At 43.8% G+C, this 15900-nt stretch carries 16 protein-coding genes and 2 pseudogenes; 11 read left to right on the top strand and 7 right to left on the bottom strand.

Annotation, left to right across the window (positions count from 1 at the left end):
• Positions 1–150: 150 nt before the first annotated feature.
• On the top strand, positions 151–570 hold the full coding sequence (locus F7734_RS07285; RefSeq protein ID WP_155744039.1) for a hypothetical protein: 420 nt from the start codon (positions 151–153) through the stop codon (positions 568–570).
• Here F7734_RS07285 and F7734_RS65985 read toward each other — a convergent pair.
• Entirely contained in the window at positions 465–1727 is a 1263-nt protein-coding gene (locus F7734_RS65985; protein WP_347566142.1) for a hypothetical protein, read from the bottom strand. The two genes, F7734_RS07285 and F7734_RS65985, sit on opposite strands and share 106 nt — an antisense overlap.
• 145 nt (positions 1728–1872) lie before the next feature.
• Between F7734_RS65985 and F7734_RS07275 the strand changes: the two genes are divergently transcribed.
• The gene (locus tag F7734_RS07275; RefSeq protein WP_155744038.1) at positions 1873–2154 is read left to right on the top strand and encodes a helix-turn-helix transcriptional regulator; all 282 of its coding nucleotides are present in this window, start codon (positions 1873–1875) and stop codon (positions 2152–2154) included.
• Between the two features lie 216 nt (positions 2155–2370).
• Here the strand turns inward: F7734_RS07275 and F7734_RS07270 are convergent, their stop codons facing one another.
• Both F7734_RS07270 and F7734_RS07265 read right to left on the bottom strand, forming a co-directional pair.
• A complete protein-coding gene (locus F7734_RS07270) occupies positions 2371–3900 on the bottom strand; it encodes a pitrilysin family protein (RefSeq protein ID WP_155744037.1) in 1530 nt (509 codons plus the stop codon).
• A 36-nt stretch (positions 3901–3936) separates the two neighbouring features.
• Positions 3937–5508, bottom strand: a complete 1572-nt coding sequence (locus F7734_RS07265; protein WP_155744036.1) for a pitrilysin family protein — start codon at positions 5506–5508, stop codon at positions 3937–3939.
• 153 nt (positions 5509–5661) lie between these two features.
• Between F7734_RS07265 and F7734_RS07260 the strand changes: the two genes are divergently transcribed.
• Positions 5662–6276 (top strand): TetR/AcrR family transcriptional regulator, encoded by a 615-nt coding sequence (locus F7734_RS07260; protein ID WP_155744035.1) that lies wholly within the window; start codon positions 5662–5664, stop codon positions 6274–6276.
• A gap of 80 nt (positions 6277–6356) precedes the next feature.
• Here F7734_RS07260 and F7734_RS07255 read toward each other — a convergent pair whose 3' ends face one another.
• Positions 6357–6803 (bottom strand): DUF4332 domain-containing protein, encoded by a 447-nt coding sequence (locus F7734_RS07255; protein WP_155744034.1) that lies wholly within the window; start codon positions 6801–6803, stop codon positions 6357–6359.
• A 241-nt stretch (positions 6804–7044) separates the two neighbouring features.
• Here F7734_RS07255 and F7734_RS07250 point away from each other — a divergent pair, with 241 nt between their 5' ends.
• On the top strand, positions 7045–7227 hold the full coding sequence (locus F7734_RS07250) for a hypothetical protein (RefSeq protein ID WP_155744033.1): 183 nt from the start codon (positions 7045–7047) through the stop codon (positions 7225–7227).
• Between the two features lie 17 nt (positions 7228–7244).
• Positions 7245–7439 carry a hypothetical protein gene (locus F7734_RS07245; RefSeq protein ID WP_207714040.1) on the top strand — a complete coding sequence of 65 codons (195 nt, stop codon included), beginning with the start codon at positions 7245–7247 and terminating at the stop codon, positions 7437–7439.
• Between the two features lie 158 nt (positions 7440–7597).
• Here the strand turns inward: F7734_RS07245 and F7734_RS07240 are convergent, their stop codons facing one another.
• Entirely contained in the window at positions 7598–8758 is a 1161-nt protein-coding gene (locus F7734_RS07240) for a pentapeptide repeat-containing protein (protein ID WP_155744031.1), read from the bottom strand.
• A gap of 763 nt (positions 8759–9521) precedes the next feature.
• On the opposite strand from F7734_RS07240, the gene ffh reads away from it, so the two are divergent.
• The 6 genes and pseudogenes from ffh to F7734_RS07210 form a co-directional block, all read left to right on the top strand.
• A complete protein-coding gene (ffh, locus tag F7734_RS07235; protein ID WP_155744030.1) occupies positions 9522–10985 on the top strand; it encodes a signal recognition particle protein in 1464 nt (487 codons plus the stop codon).
• A gap of 666 nt (positions 10986–11651) precedes the next feature.
• Positions 11652–11912: a 30S ribosomal protein S16 gene (gene rpsP, locus F7734_RS07230; protein WP_017748567.1), complete on the top strand. Its 261-nt coding sequence runs from the start codon at positions 11652–11654 to the stop codon at positions 11910–11912.
• Positions 11875–12309: a KH domain-containing protein gene (locus tag F7734_RS07225; RefSeq protein ID WP_207714039.1), complete on the top strand. Its 435-nt coding sequence runs from the start codon at positions 11875–11877 to the stop codon at positions 12307–12309. The genes rpsP and F7734_RS07225 overlap by 38 nt, the downstream gene beginning before the upstream one ends.
• Positions 12310–12635: 326 nt before the next feature.
• The gene (gene rpsU / locus F7734_RS07220; RefSeq protein ID WP_017748565.1) at positions 12636–12812 is read left to right on the top strand and encodes a 30S ribosomal protein S21; all 177 of its coding nucleotides are present in this window, start codon (positions 12636–12638) and stop codon (positions 12810–12812) included.
• A gap of 224 nt (positions 12813–13036) precedes the next feature.
• Positions 13037–13996, top strand: coding sequence for a PhoH family protein (locus F7734_RS07215; protein WP_155744029.1), 960 nt, complete (start codon positions 13037–13039; stop codon positions 13994–13996).
• A 70-nt stretch (positions 13997–14066) separates the two neighbouring features.
• Positions 14067–14483 (top strand): annotated as a pseudogene (locus F7734_RS07210) (ChuX/HutX family heme-like substrate-binding protein); the annotation flags it as partial.
• A 222-nt stretch (positions 14484–14705) separates the two neighbouring features.
• Here F7734_RS07210 and F7734_RS07205 read toward each other — a convergent pair.
• Together F7734_RS07205 and F7734_RS07200 are read right to left on the bottom strand one after the other, a co-directional pair.
• A pseudogene (locus F7734_RS07205) lies at positions 14706–15074 on the bottom strand (roadblock/LC7 domain-containing protein); the annotation flags it as partial.
• A gap of 73 nt (positions 15075–15147) precedes the next feature.
• Complete coding sequence (locus F7734_RS07200; protein WP_155744026.1) at positions 15148–15696, bottom strand: ATP/GTP-binding protein; 549 nt, start codon at positions 15694–15696, stop codon at positions 15148–15150.
• Positions 15697–15900 lie beyond the last annotated feature (204 nt).

Here is a 15900-nt window from a genome sequence, read left to right as displayed (position 1 = left end):
TAGTTGTTGGTTGTAGATCTTAAAAAATTTCCCCTCACCCCCCTACTCCCTACCCCCTACCCGCTAGCATATATTAATTCTGCTTGTTCTAACAGTACGTCCGTTCTAACGTACTTTCAAGCACGGCGTCTTGTCTGTAGAGGATGTGGATTGAGTAAAGAGTTGGCTGCTCCTGGCTTTAGATACGATTGGCATGCAGATCCCATGCTCGATCCTTACTTTAGGCTACCACTGTGGTTACAGACAAAATATCGCCATCACGTATTGTGGGCATACAACGAACGCCATCTACTGCTGCTAGAACAATATATAGCCAGTTTATTGCGTGGATCGAAGCCCAATCCTCAATATGGGTGGCAGAACCAAAGTTTGTTTAGCCGCTTACCCAAATGGATGATTGTTTCTAAACATCGTCCTGGCTTACTTAAGGCGATCGCCTTTGTACTGGCAATACTACAAAAATTTCAAGCAAAGCTTTGCCCATCACCTCTCAACTGTGCTAAAAAAGCATCCAACCTCGATGCACTCACAACTTCACCCAGTACATTTCCCATTCGCCGCACCTGGTAAACTCCGTCTCTGAGTTCTTGAAAGTCAACAATTAAACCAGCTTTCTTCGCTTCTTTTAATTTTCTCACTTCAATCGGCATTAACGCTCTTAAGCGCTTCTTCTCAACAGGTGTCAGTGCCTCCCATGCCTGTTGCTTGTAGTCCTCGCGATCGACCAAAGCAACTCTTATTTCTTCCCAAGTCGTAGCTACTTGAAACGTCTCAATCAATTCTTCTAGGGGCGATTGCTCAACGTTTGACATGACCTGTTCGGGTTGAGCTAAGTCATCATACTCTATGCTCTCGACGGTCCAATCATCTTTTTCCGGTGCAGGCTCGAAAGTCCATTCACCTTCCGTGATTTCTTCAACCACCTCAGTGTCCGCGTTAAAATCCTCAACCCAAATTTCTTCTTCACTCGGTGGCTCGGTACCTTCCACCAACACCAACCGCCCTTCCTTGTACGCCTGCCGCAATGCTACTGCCTCGGCAATAATGCGCTGTGCTGTCAACCCTTCCTCATCCATCATCTTTTGCAAAGTTGTTCCGGTGAGATCGTCCGTCTCGTGAATGGGTGGAATTTGACAATACCGTGCTCCATTCTTTGTCCGCCGCCAGATACTCGGTTGTTCTTGTTCTGGTTCTGGTTCTCTGGGTTGTCGTTGCTTGGCAATAAGATCCCGAACTGTTTGTTGATTAATTTCTGGTGCAGCGAGCAATTGGTCAATAATGCTTTGGTACTTCTTGGGGTTATTTGCCAAACGGAAGAGAGTGCTTGGCTCGATTTTGGCTAAATCTCGAGCGGCAAAGTGCTTGAATACAAGAGCCACCCTCAAATACTTCCGGTCTTCATTTTTCCAACCGTACTGCTTAAGAAGCTTTTTATACTCTCTTTTGGATAAGTGCTCTTTTTGTTGGGCAAGCATCATGGCGTGGGTCAGGATGTTTTGGCTGGCGCGATCGAGTCCATCAAAGGAATCACCAGGAGTTTCTGGGGCTATGGCGTTGGCTTGTGCTTCAACGTCTTGGTCGAGTTCTCGTTGAGCAATAATTTGTTCGTTTGGCGCAAGGGCTTGAAGTTGTGGCATCATCATAGGTAATGATATATTTTTGTGGTTTTTATAGAAGGCAATCGCATTTTGACTGGTGTCAGGGCGATCGCCTTTGTTTTTTGGCAAATTTTATTGGCTCTTTTTTTTCTTATTGTACGGTTTAAAGCATACGATTACAATAATTAAGCATAATTTATTTACATAAATTCTGTATTTATTGGTTTTTCTACCAAAATTGTGCTAAGTTGTGTCCATCAGTACGATAGGAAGCATGAAAAAGATGTACTGTCGCCTAGCTGTGTTGATGGCAGAAAAAGACCCGCAGTTGTCCCAAAGACAGCTCTCAAGAGACACAGGACTGGATATCACAACCATCAACCGTTTATTCACAAACAAGTTCAGTCGGGTCGATGTAACTACCATAGAAGTCCTGTGCAACTACTTCGGCAAGGATGTGGGTGATTTACTACAAATGAGGCAACCTGAAGATATTCCGCCTAGAAGAACCAGAAAGCGTTTTAAATCAGAGGCATCTTCAGAAGAAGCTGCTTAACCTTACCCCTACCATCAGAGAAAGAGCGCCACGTTCCTTTGGTTGGAGAAATCCTTGGTTGTGGGATGCTGATTTTCCTAATAGAAGTGTTGTCAATCCCGATCCAATACTTGTCGGTTAAGCCTAAAAATACAAAAACACGTAGGTTGGGTTGAGGAACGAAACCCAACCTACAATTTCCGAGAGCCCTTGCAGTATTGAATCCCGATCTTGGTATTAATTGACAGCTGCTCGAGGTCGTGGCGAACCGGGAATAGTAACATCTATTGGTGTTACCTCTGCTGATAGCTGCGTCAAAGGTGGCTTGATAGCTGTTTGGCTACCAACGACTAAAGTGACTAAATTCTCAGGCTTCAGGTACTGCTTGGCAACCCGCAGTACATCAGCTGCTGTGGTTGCAGCCACTGCTTTTTGGTAGCGGAAGAGAAAATCAGACGGATATCCGTAATATTCATACCGCATGAGGCGTGATAGTGTTTGACTGGGGTCTTCAAAATTGAAGACAAAAGAATTAAGAGTGGACTCTTTCGCAAAAGCTAATTCTTGCGGTGTTACTGGTTCTGCTTGCAAACGCTTGATTTCTGCTTGAACGGCTTTCACAAACTGTACCGTAGCATTAGAACGGGTTTGTCCGCCTGCAATAAACAATCCTGGGTAGTCATAGCGGGGACTCCAAGAACCATACACCGAATAAGCCAAACCCTGACGGGAACGCACTTCATTAAACAAGCGCCCACCGAACCCCGTTAATACCCCGTTCAACACGTCCAAGGCTGGATAATCGGGATTGTTCAAAAGCCCTCCCAAATGTCCGATCAAAATATTACTTTGAGTCAACTGGGGCTGGTTGACAAAAAAGACGCCACCTTTTTTCGCTTGCGATACCAGAGGTAACTTAGGTTTGGTCATGTTGGGGTTAGCTTTCCAATCACCCAACTTTGCTTGAATGAGCGATCGCATTTTTTTCGAGTCAAAATCCCCCACAACTCCCAAGATAATATTATTGGGGTAAAAAGACTGCTGATAAAACTTAACCAAATCCTCACGGGAGATATTACTTAAAGTTGAATACTCCACCGTGCGACCATAGGGGCTTTCCGAACCGTAGATTAATTTTTGAAATTCCCGATTGGCAATATCATCCGGATCGTCATTGCGACGGGAAATAGCACCCCGTACTTGGGTTTTTGCCAATTCCAACTTGTCCTGAGGAAATGCTGGTTCCCGCAGCACTTCTGCAAACAGCCCAAAAACTGTTTCTACATCCTCACTTAGCGCTTCAAAGCCAGCAGTTCCAGAAGATTCGCCAATACTAGTTTCTACAGAAGCTGCTCGTTGTTCTAACAATTGGTTAAGCGCATCTGGAGAATGCTTCAAAGTTCCCCCAGATCTCATGACTGTACCCGTTATCTGAGCCAAACCAACTTTAAGAGCTGGCTCAAAGCGATCGCCTGTACGTACCAATGCCGAACCGCTCACCAACGGTAATTCGTGATTTTCCATCAAATACACGACCATACCGTTATTGAGCACATACCGTTCGTACTTGGGCAATTTTACCTCAGGGAGCCGTGGAAATTGTAATTCCGTATAATGCTTTGCTGCCGGAGCCGCTTCTGTAAGATTCAGCATTCCAAAACACAGCAATGGAACAAGGGCAAAACAAACCAGTAACGAGTTCAACAACCTTTTCACCTTCAATCTTTTCTGAACGTACCTCTTTATTTTTTTCGAAACCCAGACCATATCTGACGCCTCTTAATTACGAATTACGAATTACTGTTACCCCTGTTTCGGCAATAGCTTGCCGATAGTACGATTGTCTGGTGAAAATGTTGCTTTTGCCACTCGCTGAATATCAGCAGTTGTTACAGCTTCAATTGCGTCTAATTGCTTAAACAAATTCCGCCAAGAACCAGTTTTCACTTCATACTCCAGTAACTGCTGCGCCATTCCCATATTAGAATCCAATGTACGCAACAAACCTGCCCTAGCTTGTGTTTTCACCCGATCCAACTCAGCTGCTGACACAGGTTCCGTTTTCAACCTATCTATTTCCTTTCGCAAAGCCACTGCCACTTCATCAACGGTATGACCTGGAGCCGTTAGAGTATAAAATAACATCAAATTAGGATATTTATCTCCCGGAAATCCACTAAAGCCCTGTGCGGCTAGTGCCAATCGTTGTTTTTCTACCAAGGATTTGTATAGCCTTGAGGTACGCCCGTCACTCAGCAGACTACCTATAATCTCATAAACAGCTTGGTCGGGATGAGTCATTGCCGGACGGTGGTAACCTTCTAAGTACCAAGGTTGTGACGGGAATTCTAAAGTCACCTCTCGTGTTTCTGTCTGCTTTGGTTCTACGGGAATTTTGGTAATAAATTTTGGTTTGGCTTTAAAGCGTCCAAAGTAAATTTGTGCCAGTCTTTTGACTTCAGTGGGATTGACATCACCAACAACAGCAATTGTCAAGTTACTGGGGACATAATGTGTCTCAAAAAACTTCTGCACGTCCTCCGTGGATAAATTGCGGATATCTTCGTCATAACCAATGACAGGACGTCTATAGGGATGGACTTTGAAAGCAGCATCAACAAACTTTTCAATCATCTTTCCAATCGGAGAATTTTCCACCCGCAGCCGTCTTTCTTCTAGGATGACATCTTTTTCTTTAAAAAACTCGCGACGAAGAACGGGGTCGAGAAATCTTTCTGATTCCAGCGACATCCACAGTTCTAATTTGTTAGCAGGAAAGCTGTAAAAATAACGGGTTGCTTCTGTGGATGTATTGGCGTTTAAGCCCACACCTCCTGCTTGTTCTACAATTCGCCCCAGTTCGTTCTGTTTGACAATCTTAGCAGCCTGCGCCTCTACTTTCTCAAATTCAGCTTGTAACCTAGCAACTTCATCCTGTTTGCCAGCAGCTTTTGCCGTTTTGATTTGTGCTGCTATTTGATCCAAGCTATCTAGTAATGGTTTTTCTACTTTGTAGTTTTCCGTACCAACAAGTGTTGTCCCTTTAAATGCCAAATGTTCTAGAAAATGCGCTACACCTGTTTTTCCATTAGGCTCATCTACTCCACCTACATCCGCATATGTTAAAAAAGAAACTACAGGAGCTTGATGGCGTTCTAACACAATGAACTTCATGCCATTGTTGAGGCGAAACTCTGTTAACTGCTTAATAACACGATTTAAATATGGTTGAATCGAAGTTTGAGCAGTTTTTGGGGTTTGTGTTCTTGCGACAGCAACTCCAGGTAGCAAACCCCACCAAAGAAGGACTACCGCCATCAATGTGGCAAAATATCTTTTTACTTCCCTTTGGTATAAGCAACTCAGCCTGTTCATAAGCAACAATAAAATTAGAGATCTATTACATCAAAATATAGATGGCTTTGCCAACAGTCTTCTTAATCTTGTATTAAGCTTTCTCTAGTTGTTCTACTTAACGTTAGACAATAATGCTACAAATCCTGTTCCGGATATATCACCATAACTGTTATGCGAGTTTTTAATTCTCCCCCACCCTCAGAAGCGCAAACACGCGATCGCATTCTACAAGCGGCTAGGCGTTTGTTTGCCTCTCAAGGATTCGACGGTACAACTACCCGCGACTTGGCACAAGCGGCTGGTGTTGCAGAAGGGACTCTATTCCGTCATTTTTCCAATAAAAAAGCGATTTTAGTTGAGGTAGCGACTCAAGGATGGGTGGAAATTCTCACAGACTTGCTGACAGAATTGAGTGAAATGGGCAGCTATAAAGCGGTTGCTCAAGTTATGCGTCGCCGGATGTGGAATATGCAGAAAAATGCCGATCTCATGCGCGTTTGTTTCATGGAGGCGCAATTCCATCCCGATTTGCGCGATCGCATTCAACTAGAAGTCATCACAAAAATGACAGACGTTGCAGAGGCGTTCTTTCAAACAGCAATGGATAAAGGAGTCTATCGGAAAATGGATGCCAACCTCGTTGCTAAAGTTTTCTTAGGGATGTTTGCCGTTGCGGGCTTTTCCAACAATACCCTTATGGAACCGAACGCCTCTCCAAAAGAGATGCAGGAAATGGCAGAAGGGCTAGCAGATATTTTTCTCAATGGAGTGTTAGCTAGGGACTAGATTTGCTAATGGCTAATGGCTAATGGCTAATGGCTAATGGCTAATGGCTAACGGCTAATAGTGCAATTAGCAATTAGCAATTAGCAATTAGCAATTAGCACTTTTGCTTGATAACTCCACTGTTGAACTTGCTCGACAGAAGGGCACAAATCCCGACTTTGTACCGTTGCCACCACAAGGCGTAAGATTTGTTTGTGCAGTTTGTGAACGGGAGTAGCAGCTAACTGTGTTGCTGAGATTACACCAGCATGTAGTAATAACCCGCAGTATTGTGTCCCCACACTGGGAATGCGGGCTAAATCGGCTAAAGCCACCCATTTATGAATATACTGAACGTGAATTTGTAATTTGTTTGCTAGCGCTAACTTAGTTGCTAGAGTCTTTCCGTGTTTGACCAGTGCGGCTGTGGTGGTAATACCGCAATTCTCCAGTTGAGATTGTTCTTCTTGGCTTAGTCCGGGTAGTTGTGCGATCGGCCAATCGCAAGACAAAATACTACCTACTCTTGTTTTTTGTTTTAGAGACATTTTGAATTCAAAACTCTGTTCCTTTAATATTTTGGCAAATAATACAGCGAGCGGTGACTAAGTCAGTCGGCAAGAAAAAACTAAACTACGTAACGAAAAATAACATCTCTGTATTTGGCTCGTAGTACCGCTTTAGCGCATGCACCACAACTAGAAAACGATAACTATTATTGTCAACGACTTACTTAGTGACCATTAACTTCTGTTACGCTACATTTGGTGAAAATGGAGGAGTGTTCAGTTGCCAACACAAAAACAATCAAACACGGCAATCTTTCTTTGTCAATTACTTTCCAATTTGTACCAGCCAATTCAGGTTTTTCGCTACGATCGGAAGTTAAAAACTCTCTATATTCAAGCTGGAACAATTGATGAGCTTGCAATCATAATACAAGAAGATGGAAATTGGGATTTCGTGCTATGATACACAACTTGGAACAAATGACCAATGCTGAACTTAAACAGTATATTTCACAGCATAGGAATAATGAGGAAGCTTTTCGGGCAGCATTGGAAGTGCTGATGAGCCGCCGCGATCCCAATGCACCATATCAACCCTATCCTTTTGAGCTTACTGACCCCAAGAGCGAGGTAGAAGCACTCTTGATAGAGAAGATAAAACAAACAGAGCAATAAGAAAAAGCGCTCGGCAATTGCTGGTCACTGCTTAGGGACTTCCAAATAAAAAAGTCTCCCAATATTTCTTGTGGTGCGGTGCTCACAGCCCGCCACTTGTACAGTACGGGCGGGGAAACTCGTACCACAAGATAGAGAATTTATTTCTTGGAAATTCCTTAAAAATCGGCGCTTTGCAGGTTAGTACCTTGAGAACCGTTCCAGCTCAAGTCTATCTCGCGATCGCTCTCTTGTGCCTCAAGTCCCCAACGAATACGCCATTCTGGTTCCAACTGTGTTGCGCGATTAATTTTGATACAACTTAGTTTAGCACCGTGTAAATTTGCTCCCCTAAGGTTTGCCCCTTCTAAATTTGCCCCTTCTAAATTTGCCCCTTCTAAATTTGCGTCCCTCAAGTCGGCATTCTTCAAATTCGCACTACTGAGGTTAGAGTTCCTTAAATCCGAACCAATAAGGATAGATTCCTTAAGTTTAGCTTCACTGAGATTGGTATCCCGAAGAATTGCCCCTTGAAGGTTTGCACCCCTCAGCTTGGTACTGCTCATATAAGCCTTACTAAGGTTTACACCCAACAGTTTGGCATTGCTAAGATTTCCACTCCAAAAGTAGACACCCGTAAGGTTAGCGTGACTGAGATTGGCTTCCTTCAAGCCAGCATTGCTGAGGTTAGCGTGACTGAGATTTGCTTCCTTTAAGTTAGCATTGCTGAGGTTGGCGTTGCTGAGATTAGCTTCCTTTAAGTTAGCATTGCTGAGATTAGCATTGACTAGCTGAACACTGCTGAGGTTTGCTTTCTGAAAGTTAGCACCACTGAGATTTGCACCATTTAATTGAGCATCGCTGAGATTGCTATTACACAAGTTGGCTTGACTGAGATTGGCATCATTTAGGCTAGATCCGCTTAGGTAAGCACGACCAAGGTCAATACCTGGTAGTTGAGTATTACTTAAGCTAGCGAGAATTAAATTAACAGGAGCCACTTCTTGACTTTGAGATTTTAAAGCTAAAATCTCTTGAAGAGAATTAAATTGGCTGTCGAGTTCTGGTTCTGTACTCTCTTTATTATACGAATCTTGAGTTTGACATACTGTCAAAACTCCTTGAGAGGCTTGGGGAACTTTCTTTTGCTTGCTCTTAATCAAAAATAAAACACACAAGCATAAATATACACTCACAACAAATGTTGAAGGATGTCCTTGCGTAAGTACTAGCATGACTGTAGAACCAAAACCAAATAAAATCAATTGCTTGATTAACACGCTCGTTCCAGCTTTAGCTTTTCTATCTGAACTAGCCTGTTCTCGATTGGTATTAGCCATGCTCAATTCCCCTCACCTTTTTTAATTTATAGAAAAAATTAACTAAATATCGTAGAATAATAAACTCTGGTTTCTTTTTGCAGCCTTTCATCATGTTTTGCGCTCAAGTGCGATCGCACTTTTCTGTCACAATAGGAGCAACTTGTTTCCTATTGATTCAGTAAGATTTATCAGCGACCTGAAATTCTCTAATCAGAGCCGAGCGATCGCGAACTTTTTCCAATCTTTGTTAACCCGGTTAATTTGCTACCTTGGTAGATATACTTAAATGTTCTATCTTACTACAATGATGTGTAACTATATTATTGAATTTATTTCTCCAGCAAACACTTTCAACGAACTTTTTTAGAGCAATAAGTAAATGTATTTTTACTCTTCCCTAACCTCCTCACTCATTTTAGGGCTTAAAATGAGTGGGATGCAACTCGAACCATGGAATTTTGGCGTATATTATTATTTTTTTGCTAAAAATTCATTTTAATGGTCAAAAGTTCTCATAAGTTTAATATATAAGTATAAACTGTAGCCTTTCTCAGTCTCATGAGGTACACCCCCTTTCATCCCCCCAAAGCATCGGGGGGACAGAGGGGGGTAATTTTCGTACCTCACCAAGTTGAAATTTGCTGTAATACTTTTGAGAAAGGCATTTCTCTATACTTCCTTAGGAGTGTATGCCCGCATTGCTACAGTCCGAGTAAAAAACAACTAAGCTGAATATATATTGCCTTAAAACTTTGCTGGATAACTACCTAAGCTACTGATTATGTTTGAAGCACTAGCTGACCGTTTAGAAGCTGCCTGGAAGAAACTCCGGGGTCAGGACAAAATCACCCAATCTAACATCCAAGAGGCTTTGAAGGAAGTACGTCGCGCCCTGTTGGAAGCGGATGTCAATCTCCAGGTAGTTAAAGATTTTATTACCGAAGTTGAAACCAAGGCGCAGGGGGCTGAGGTAATAGCTGGGGTGCGACCCGATCAACAGTTCATCAAAATTGTTCATGATGAGCTAGTACAAGTGATGGGAGAAGAAAACGTACCTCTAGCCCAAGCCGATCGCGCTCCAACAATTGTTCTGATGGCAGGTTTGCAGGGTACTGGTAAAACAACTGCCACCGCGAAGCTAGCGTTACATTTACGGAAATTAGAGCGCAGTTGCTTAATGGTAGCAACAGATATCTACCGTCCGGCTGCTATTGACCAGTTGGTAACATTAGGTAAACAAATTGAAGTACCCGTCTTTGAACTTGGAACTGATGCCGATCCGGTAGAAATTGCGCGACAGGGCGTAGAACGCGCCAAGGCAGAAGGTGTTGACACAGTGATTATTGATACTGCCGGTCGCTTGCAAATTGATGAAGACATGATGGCAGAATTAGCCCGAATTAAACAGGTTGTTCAGCCCCATGAAACGCTGTTGGTTGTGGACGCCATGACCGGACAAGAAGCAGCAAATCTTACCCGTACATTCCATCAGCAAATTGGTATTACTGGTGCCATTTTAACCAAGATGGATGGTGATAGCCGTGGCGGGGCAGCGCTCTCGGTGCGGCAAATTTCCGGTTCACCAATTAAGTTTGTAGGTGTTGGGGAAAAAGTGGAAGCCCTCCAACCGTTCTATCCCGATCGCATGGCTTCGCGCATCTTGGGTATGGGTGATGTCCTCACCTTAGTAGAAAAAGCACAAGAAGAAATTGACCTTGCTGATGCTGAGAAGATGCAGGAGAAAATCCTGTCAGCAAAGTTTGATTTTACCGACTTTCTCAAGCAGATGCGCCTGTTGAAAAATATGGGTTCTCTGGGAGGTTTTCTCAAACTCATCCCTGGGATGAACAAGATTTCCGACGACCAACTCCGCCAGGGAGAAACCCAGCTCAAGCGTTGCGAAGCGATGATCAATTCCATGACAGCAGAAGAGCGTCGCGATCCCGATTTGTTAGCCAGTTCTCCCAGTCGTCGCAAGCGCATTGCTAAAGGTTCTGGTTATAAAGACACCGATGTGAGTAAGTTAGTTGGTGACTTCCAGAAAATGCGTAATCTCATGCAGCAGATGGGACAAGGACGATTCCCTGGAGGAATGCCAGGAATGTTTGGTGGTGGTGGTATGGGCGAGCCCTATGCAGCAGGTAACCGCCCAGCAGCCCCTGGTTGGCGCGGTTACACTGGTGCTGCTAGCCCCAAAAAGAAACCAAAAAAGGACAAAAAGAAGAAAGGGTTTGGAACACTTTAATGGTTAATGGCTAATGGTTAATGGCTAATGGTTAATGGAAGATTGACATTAGCAATTAGCAATTAGCACCCATTTTGTGCTAATATTAGCTTTTTAGCAAGAAACGTTCAGCACCCTATCTTTGGGAGACCCTTGTGCCTACAGTTGAGGTCTGTACAATACCTCTTGCCTACGAATAAACTACAAAGTAAGCAACCTCCGGCTAAAGACCGGAGGCTTCAGCCCGTCTTGCACTGATTGAAGCCCTGCTTACCCGACTAGGTGCTTCGCGCACTATGTTATTGGTAAGAGTTCAAGTTCTCACTCCGGAATGCGTGATGCCAGTTCCGCGACTCTGAAACCGAGAGATTAACCAGACGTAAGGGTTTAAAGTCAGTGTCTCTTGGAAAGTACCGACCAATAACATTGTCAAGGCTCACATTACCCCGCAAGGGAGGCTCATTAGAGCAAAACCGTATGCGTACAGAGGGAAAAATTTCAGTTCGTAACTGCCCGAACGAAAGTAGATTGCAACACTACACGGAATTAAGTACCTCCAAGGCGGTATGGGTGACGCAGAATAAATTCTGCCGTGTCGTGTTTCCTCCGTGGTCTAAAGACGCACGGTTTCCACACTTGCGGAGACTTTTAGATGATTGCTAGAAACAGGAGAACGATTTCTAAACCATGATTAAACTGCGCTTGAAGCGATACGGTAAAAAGCGGGAAGCGAGTTACCGCATAATCGCAATTCAAAGCCTCGCTCGCCGCGATGGTCGTCCCCTAGAAGAACTGGGATTCTATAACCCCAGAACAGATGAAGTCAGATTGGACGTTCCCGGCATCGTCAAGCGGCTACAACAAGGTGCTCAACCAACAGATACAGTGCGTCGCATCCTGCAAAAAGCCAATGTCTTTGAACAGGTCAGTGCAAAAGCTACATCATAACAAGATTGCACAGAAATCCCTAGTGACCAGTCCAGACTACGTTGGGCTGGTACGGTTTCTCATGCAACCATTTTTGGATTCTCCCGAATCTTTAAGCGTCGATTGTGAACTGACTCAAACGCACAAGCGCGCTTGGATTCGCATTGCCTTTGATGGCACAGATAAAGGAAAAGTGTTTGGTCGGGGTGGACGAAATATTCAAGCAATTCGCACGGTGATTGCCGCAGCCGCTCAAGCAGCTGGACAATCAGTCTACCTTGATATCTACGGCAGTACCGCCGGCGGACGAGAGGGTTTGTCTTTTGAAGATGAAGGTGAAGAGCGATTGCCACCGCCAAAACCTAGAGAAAGACGCGGAAACGGACCCAGACCTATTGTAAAAACCCGCTTCCGATAGGTTAAGGTAAAGCGCGAGGAAGTCAAGAAAAGTATGAAGTATGAAGTATGAAGTATGAATTATGAAGTATGAAGTATGAATTATGAAGTGAAAGTCACAAAATTCATCCTTTATGCTTTATCCCTTACCCTTCATCCTTTATGCTTCATCGTATGACGTATTCTCCGTGTTTTTGTCATAAATGCAAAACACGTATTGCTGTAAAAATTCTTCTCTTGAATTGAGAAGGTAATTATCTTCCATCACGGATCTTGCACAATACCGCTAACCGTAGGTGGGGGTTATACAAGGGTCTGATAATCTCTCTAAGGAGGTGAAACTAGGGAGTGGCTGAAGTCCGTTTGGGTGAAAATGAGTCCATTGACTCAGCATTAAGGCGTTTTAAAAAGAAAATTCAAAAAGCCGGGATCTTATCTGAAGTCAAGCGTCGTGAAAGATACGAAAAACCAAGCTTGCGCCGGAAGCGCAAAGCAGAAGTTGCACGTAAAGGTGGTCGCTACTAAGTTAGTAAGCAGTGACCACTTGACCAGTGACTGGTGACCGGGCTGCAAAATCCCCGACTTCTCCAAGAAGTCGGGGATCTAAACGACCATTAGTTACTGGGTATTACAGAGCGATCGATAACTGATGGATGTCAAAATTAAGGTTTGAAAGCTGTTGTTATTCAAACCTCAACGAAGTAGAGAAGCGGTTGTTCGCGTCTCTACTTTCTCTCTATTGATGACTAATGACTAATAACTTAACAATTCAACTACCGAATATACCAAGTGCGATCGCACTTGCAGGAGAAGCAGAAAACAATCTCAAAACACTTGCCAAAGAAACAGGCGCATCCCTGGTACTGCGAGGGCAAGAACTTTATATTTCTGGAACAGAAAAGCAAATTGACTTGGCGAGTCGATTAGTGCGATCGCTTGAAGACCTTTGGAGTCAGGGTAATCATATTACTAGTACAGATATATCAACAGCCCGTCATGCCCTCGATACCCATCGAGAGAATGAATTGCTAGACTTGCAGCGAAATGTTGTTGCTAGGACGCGTAAAGGCGAAGAAGTACGAGCCAAGACTTTGCGACAACGGCAGTATATTCAAGCACTTAAGGAGCGCGACCTCATCTTTTGTACGGGTCCTGCCGGAACTGGTAAGACATTTCTAGCAGTTGTTGTTGCTGTACAAGCACTCCTAGCCAATCAATTTGAAAAACTCATCTTAACTCGTCCTGCTGTAGAAGCAGGTGAAAGACTTGGTTTTTTACCAGGGGATTTGCAGCAAAAAGTCAATCCTTATTTGCGCCCGCTTTACGATGCTATAAATGAATTTATCGATCCAGAAAAAGTTCCATCTTTAATGGAAAGAGGTGTTATTGAAGTTGCTCCCCTAGCTTATATGCGGGGACGTACACTCAACAACGCTTTTGTCATAGTGGATGAAGCCCAAAACACAACACCATCTCAAATGAAAATGGTTTTGACTCGTTTGGGTTTCAATTCTCGTATGGTTGTTACAGGCGATATAACACAAACGGATCTCCCCCCGAACCAGCAATCTGGCTTAACACTAGCAACACGTATTCTAGAACATGTAAAAGGCATTGCTTTTTGCAAATTCTCTCAAAAAGACGTGGTGCGCCATCCGCTCGTTCAGGAAATTGTCGCCGCCTACGAGCGTCATGAAAATAATCATTAGATAATAGTTAGTGGTTAGTGGTTAGTAGTTAGTCGCTATTAATTAACCACTAACCACTAACAACCAACCACTAACCAATACTATGACAGCCACATTAAAGGAATTTTTAGAAGCTTGTGAGACTTTGAGTACACTGCGTCTGATTGTCACCAGTAGTGCTGCTGTCTTAGAAGCACGGGGCAAGATAGAAAAGCTGTTTTATGCAGAATTACCTAAAGGGAAATACGCCAATATGCATACCGAAGGTTTTGAATTTCACTTGAATATGGATAAAATTACTCAAGTAAAATTTGAAACAGGAGAGGCAAAAAGAGGTAACTTTACCACTTATGCCATCCGTTTTCTGGATGAAAAACAGGAACCAGCCTTAAGTTTATTTTTGCAGTGGGGTAAGCCAGGAGAATATGAACCCGGTCAGGTAGAGGCTTGGCAGACTCTACGAGAAAAGTATGGCGAAGTTTGGGAACCTGCACCATCTGAGATTTGAGTCCGCTACACCAACTTTCTCTCCTGTTCCGGTGATTCTGGCACAGAATGCATACTGCTGGGCTGCGGCAGAGCTAGCTGGTGTAAGACGGGAGGCGGAGCCTCCACTTAGGCATTCCCAGGCTCCGCCTGGGAACGAGGTGGGAACAAGTGAGGGGTGTCGCCCCCATTTGCGACTCTGTATCCTCAAAAAAGTTGGGGCTCTTGTAACTCGGTGGCTGAATTATGCCAACAAAGGCGTAATCTTAGCCACAATCCGCTTGACTTCTAAAAACAAAACACCTTGCTTGGCAGCAGCACTAGCGAGAACTAATAAAACAGCTTCTTGACCGCAGCCTACTAAGATACCGTAACCTTTCTCACCTTCTACCACAATCCGGTCAACACTACCGCGAGCCAGTTCGCGTCCGATACGTTCTCCCAGTGATAGCATAGAGGCTGACATAGCAGCAGTACGCTCTTCATCCATTCCTACTGTTAGTACAGAAGCTAAGGCTAAGCCGTCAGGGCTAGCAAGGATTGCACCCTGAACTTCAGCACTGCCAGAGACAAAATTTTGTAATTCATCTTGCAACATTGAAACATTAATCATGGCTTTACTTCTCCAAAAGGGTGTTGTATTGATGTTGTTAAAGGTATGCACTTCGATCGCTTGACAAAATGCGCTACGGGTTAGAATCTGGGTAGAAGTTGCTTATCTGTTGAACAAGAGCAATCAAAGCTTGTGCTACGGAAGGTTTACTGGTGGCATTGACAGAGATGATAGGCGGTCGAGTCCGTTCATCTACCAATCCCAGAGCAAGAGCCACATCTTCTGCATCCCATGCATCCGGGCAATCTGTGTGTGTCAGACCAATAATATGCGGGAGTTGCACTTGTTGGTTGACAAAGTTAAGTATCCGCCGTCCAAATCGTATGTGCTCTGGACGATGAGCATCTATTAGCAGAATGTAAGCATGCGCTTTGGCAATCAGAATTTCCCACATGAAGTTAAATCGCAATTGACCGGGTGTGCCATATAGGTGTAGCGATTGATTCGATGCAATAGTGAGTCTCCCAAAATCTAAAGCAACTGTAGTTTTTTCTTTGAATTGTCCTACTTCATCTGTCGCTTTCTTATCGGTATCTACGACTTCTATTTCACTGATTGTACGAATCAAACTCGTTTTTCCTGCGCCTACGCCTCCTGTGACTACTATGCGTAGGATAGCCATTTATACCTCCATAGGGTTATAGCTATTGGAGCCACACCCAAGCACTTGGAAAATGTTGTAGGTAATCTCAAGCCAAGTAAATATAATAATGAACTTACTTAGTAACTTTGATTTTATGAGCAGAGATAACTTTATGAGATACATTACGGTTCTGTCCTCTTCAGGTAATGTGACAACAGTTTCTTTGTTTCAACTGATGCAACC

The sequence above is a fragment of the Scytonema sp. UIC 10036 genome, assembly GCF_009725235.1.
The sequence above is the reverse complement of the archived record's forward strand: the minus strand, read 5'-3'. Positions and strand labels throughout refer to the sequence as shown.

What these genes read in the sequence shown, in the direction of transcription:
- F7734_RS07275 (WP_155744038.1), top strand. Translation starts at nt 1,873, where the DNA reads ATGAAAAAGATGTACTGTCGCCTAGCTGTGTTGATGGCAGAAAAAGAC.
- F7734_RS07270 (WP_155744037.1), bottom strand. Translation starts at nt 3,900, where the DNA reads ATGGTCTGGGTTTCGAAAAAAATAAAGAGGTACGTTCAGAAAAGATTG.
- F7734_RS07265 (WP_155744036.1), bottom strand. Translation starts at nt 5,508, where the DNA reads ATGAACAGGCTGAGTTGCTTATACCAAAGGGAAGTAAAAAGATATTTT.
- F7734_RS07260 (WP_155744035.1), top strand. Translation starts at nt 5,662, where the DNA reads ATGCGAGTTTTTAATTCTCCCCCACCCTCAGAAGCGCAAACACGCGAT.
- F7734_RS07255 (WP_155744034.1), bottom strand. Translation starts at nt 6,803, where the DNA reads ATGTCTCTAAAACAAAAAACAAGAGTAGGTAGTATTTTGTCTTGCGAT.
- F7734_RS07245 (WP_207714040.1), top strand. Translation starts at nt 7,245, where the DNA reads ATGACCAATGCTGAACTTAAACAGTATATTTCACAGCATAGGAATAAT.
- F7734_RS07240 (WP_155744031.1), bottom strand. Translation starts at nt 8,758, where the DNA reads ATGGCTAATACCAATCGAGAACAGGCTAGTTCAGATAGAAAAGCTAAA.
- ffh (WP_155744030.1), top strand. Translation starts at nt 9,522, where the DNA reads ATGTTTGAAGCACTAGCTGACCGTTTAGAAGCTGCCTGGAAGAAACTC.
- rpsP (WP_017748567.1), top strand. Translation starts at nt 11,652, where the DNA reads ATGATTAAACTGCGCTTGAAGCGATACGGTAAAAAGCGGGAAGCGAGT.
- F7734_RS07225 (WP_207714039.1), top strand. Translation starts at nt 11,875, where the DNA reads ATGTCTTTGAACAGGTCAGTGCAAAAGCTACATCATAACAAGATTGCA.
- F7734_RS07215 (WP_155744029.1), top strand. Translation starts at nt 13,037, where the DNA reads ATGACTAATAACTTAACAATTCAACTACCGAATATACCAAGTGCGATC.
- F7734_RS07200 (WP_155744026.1), bottom strand. Translation starts at nt 15,696, where the DNA reads ATGGCTATCCTACGCATAGTAGTCACAGGAGGCGTAGGCGCAGGAAAA.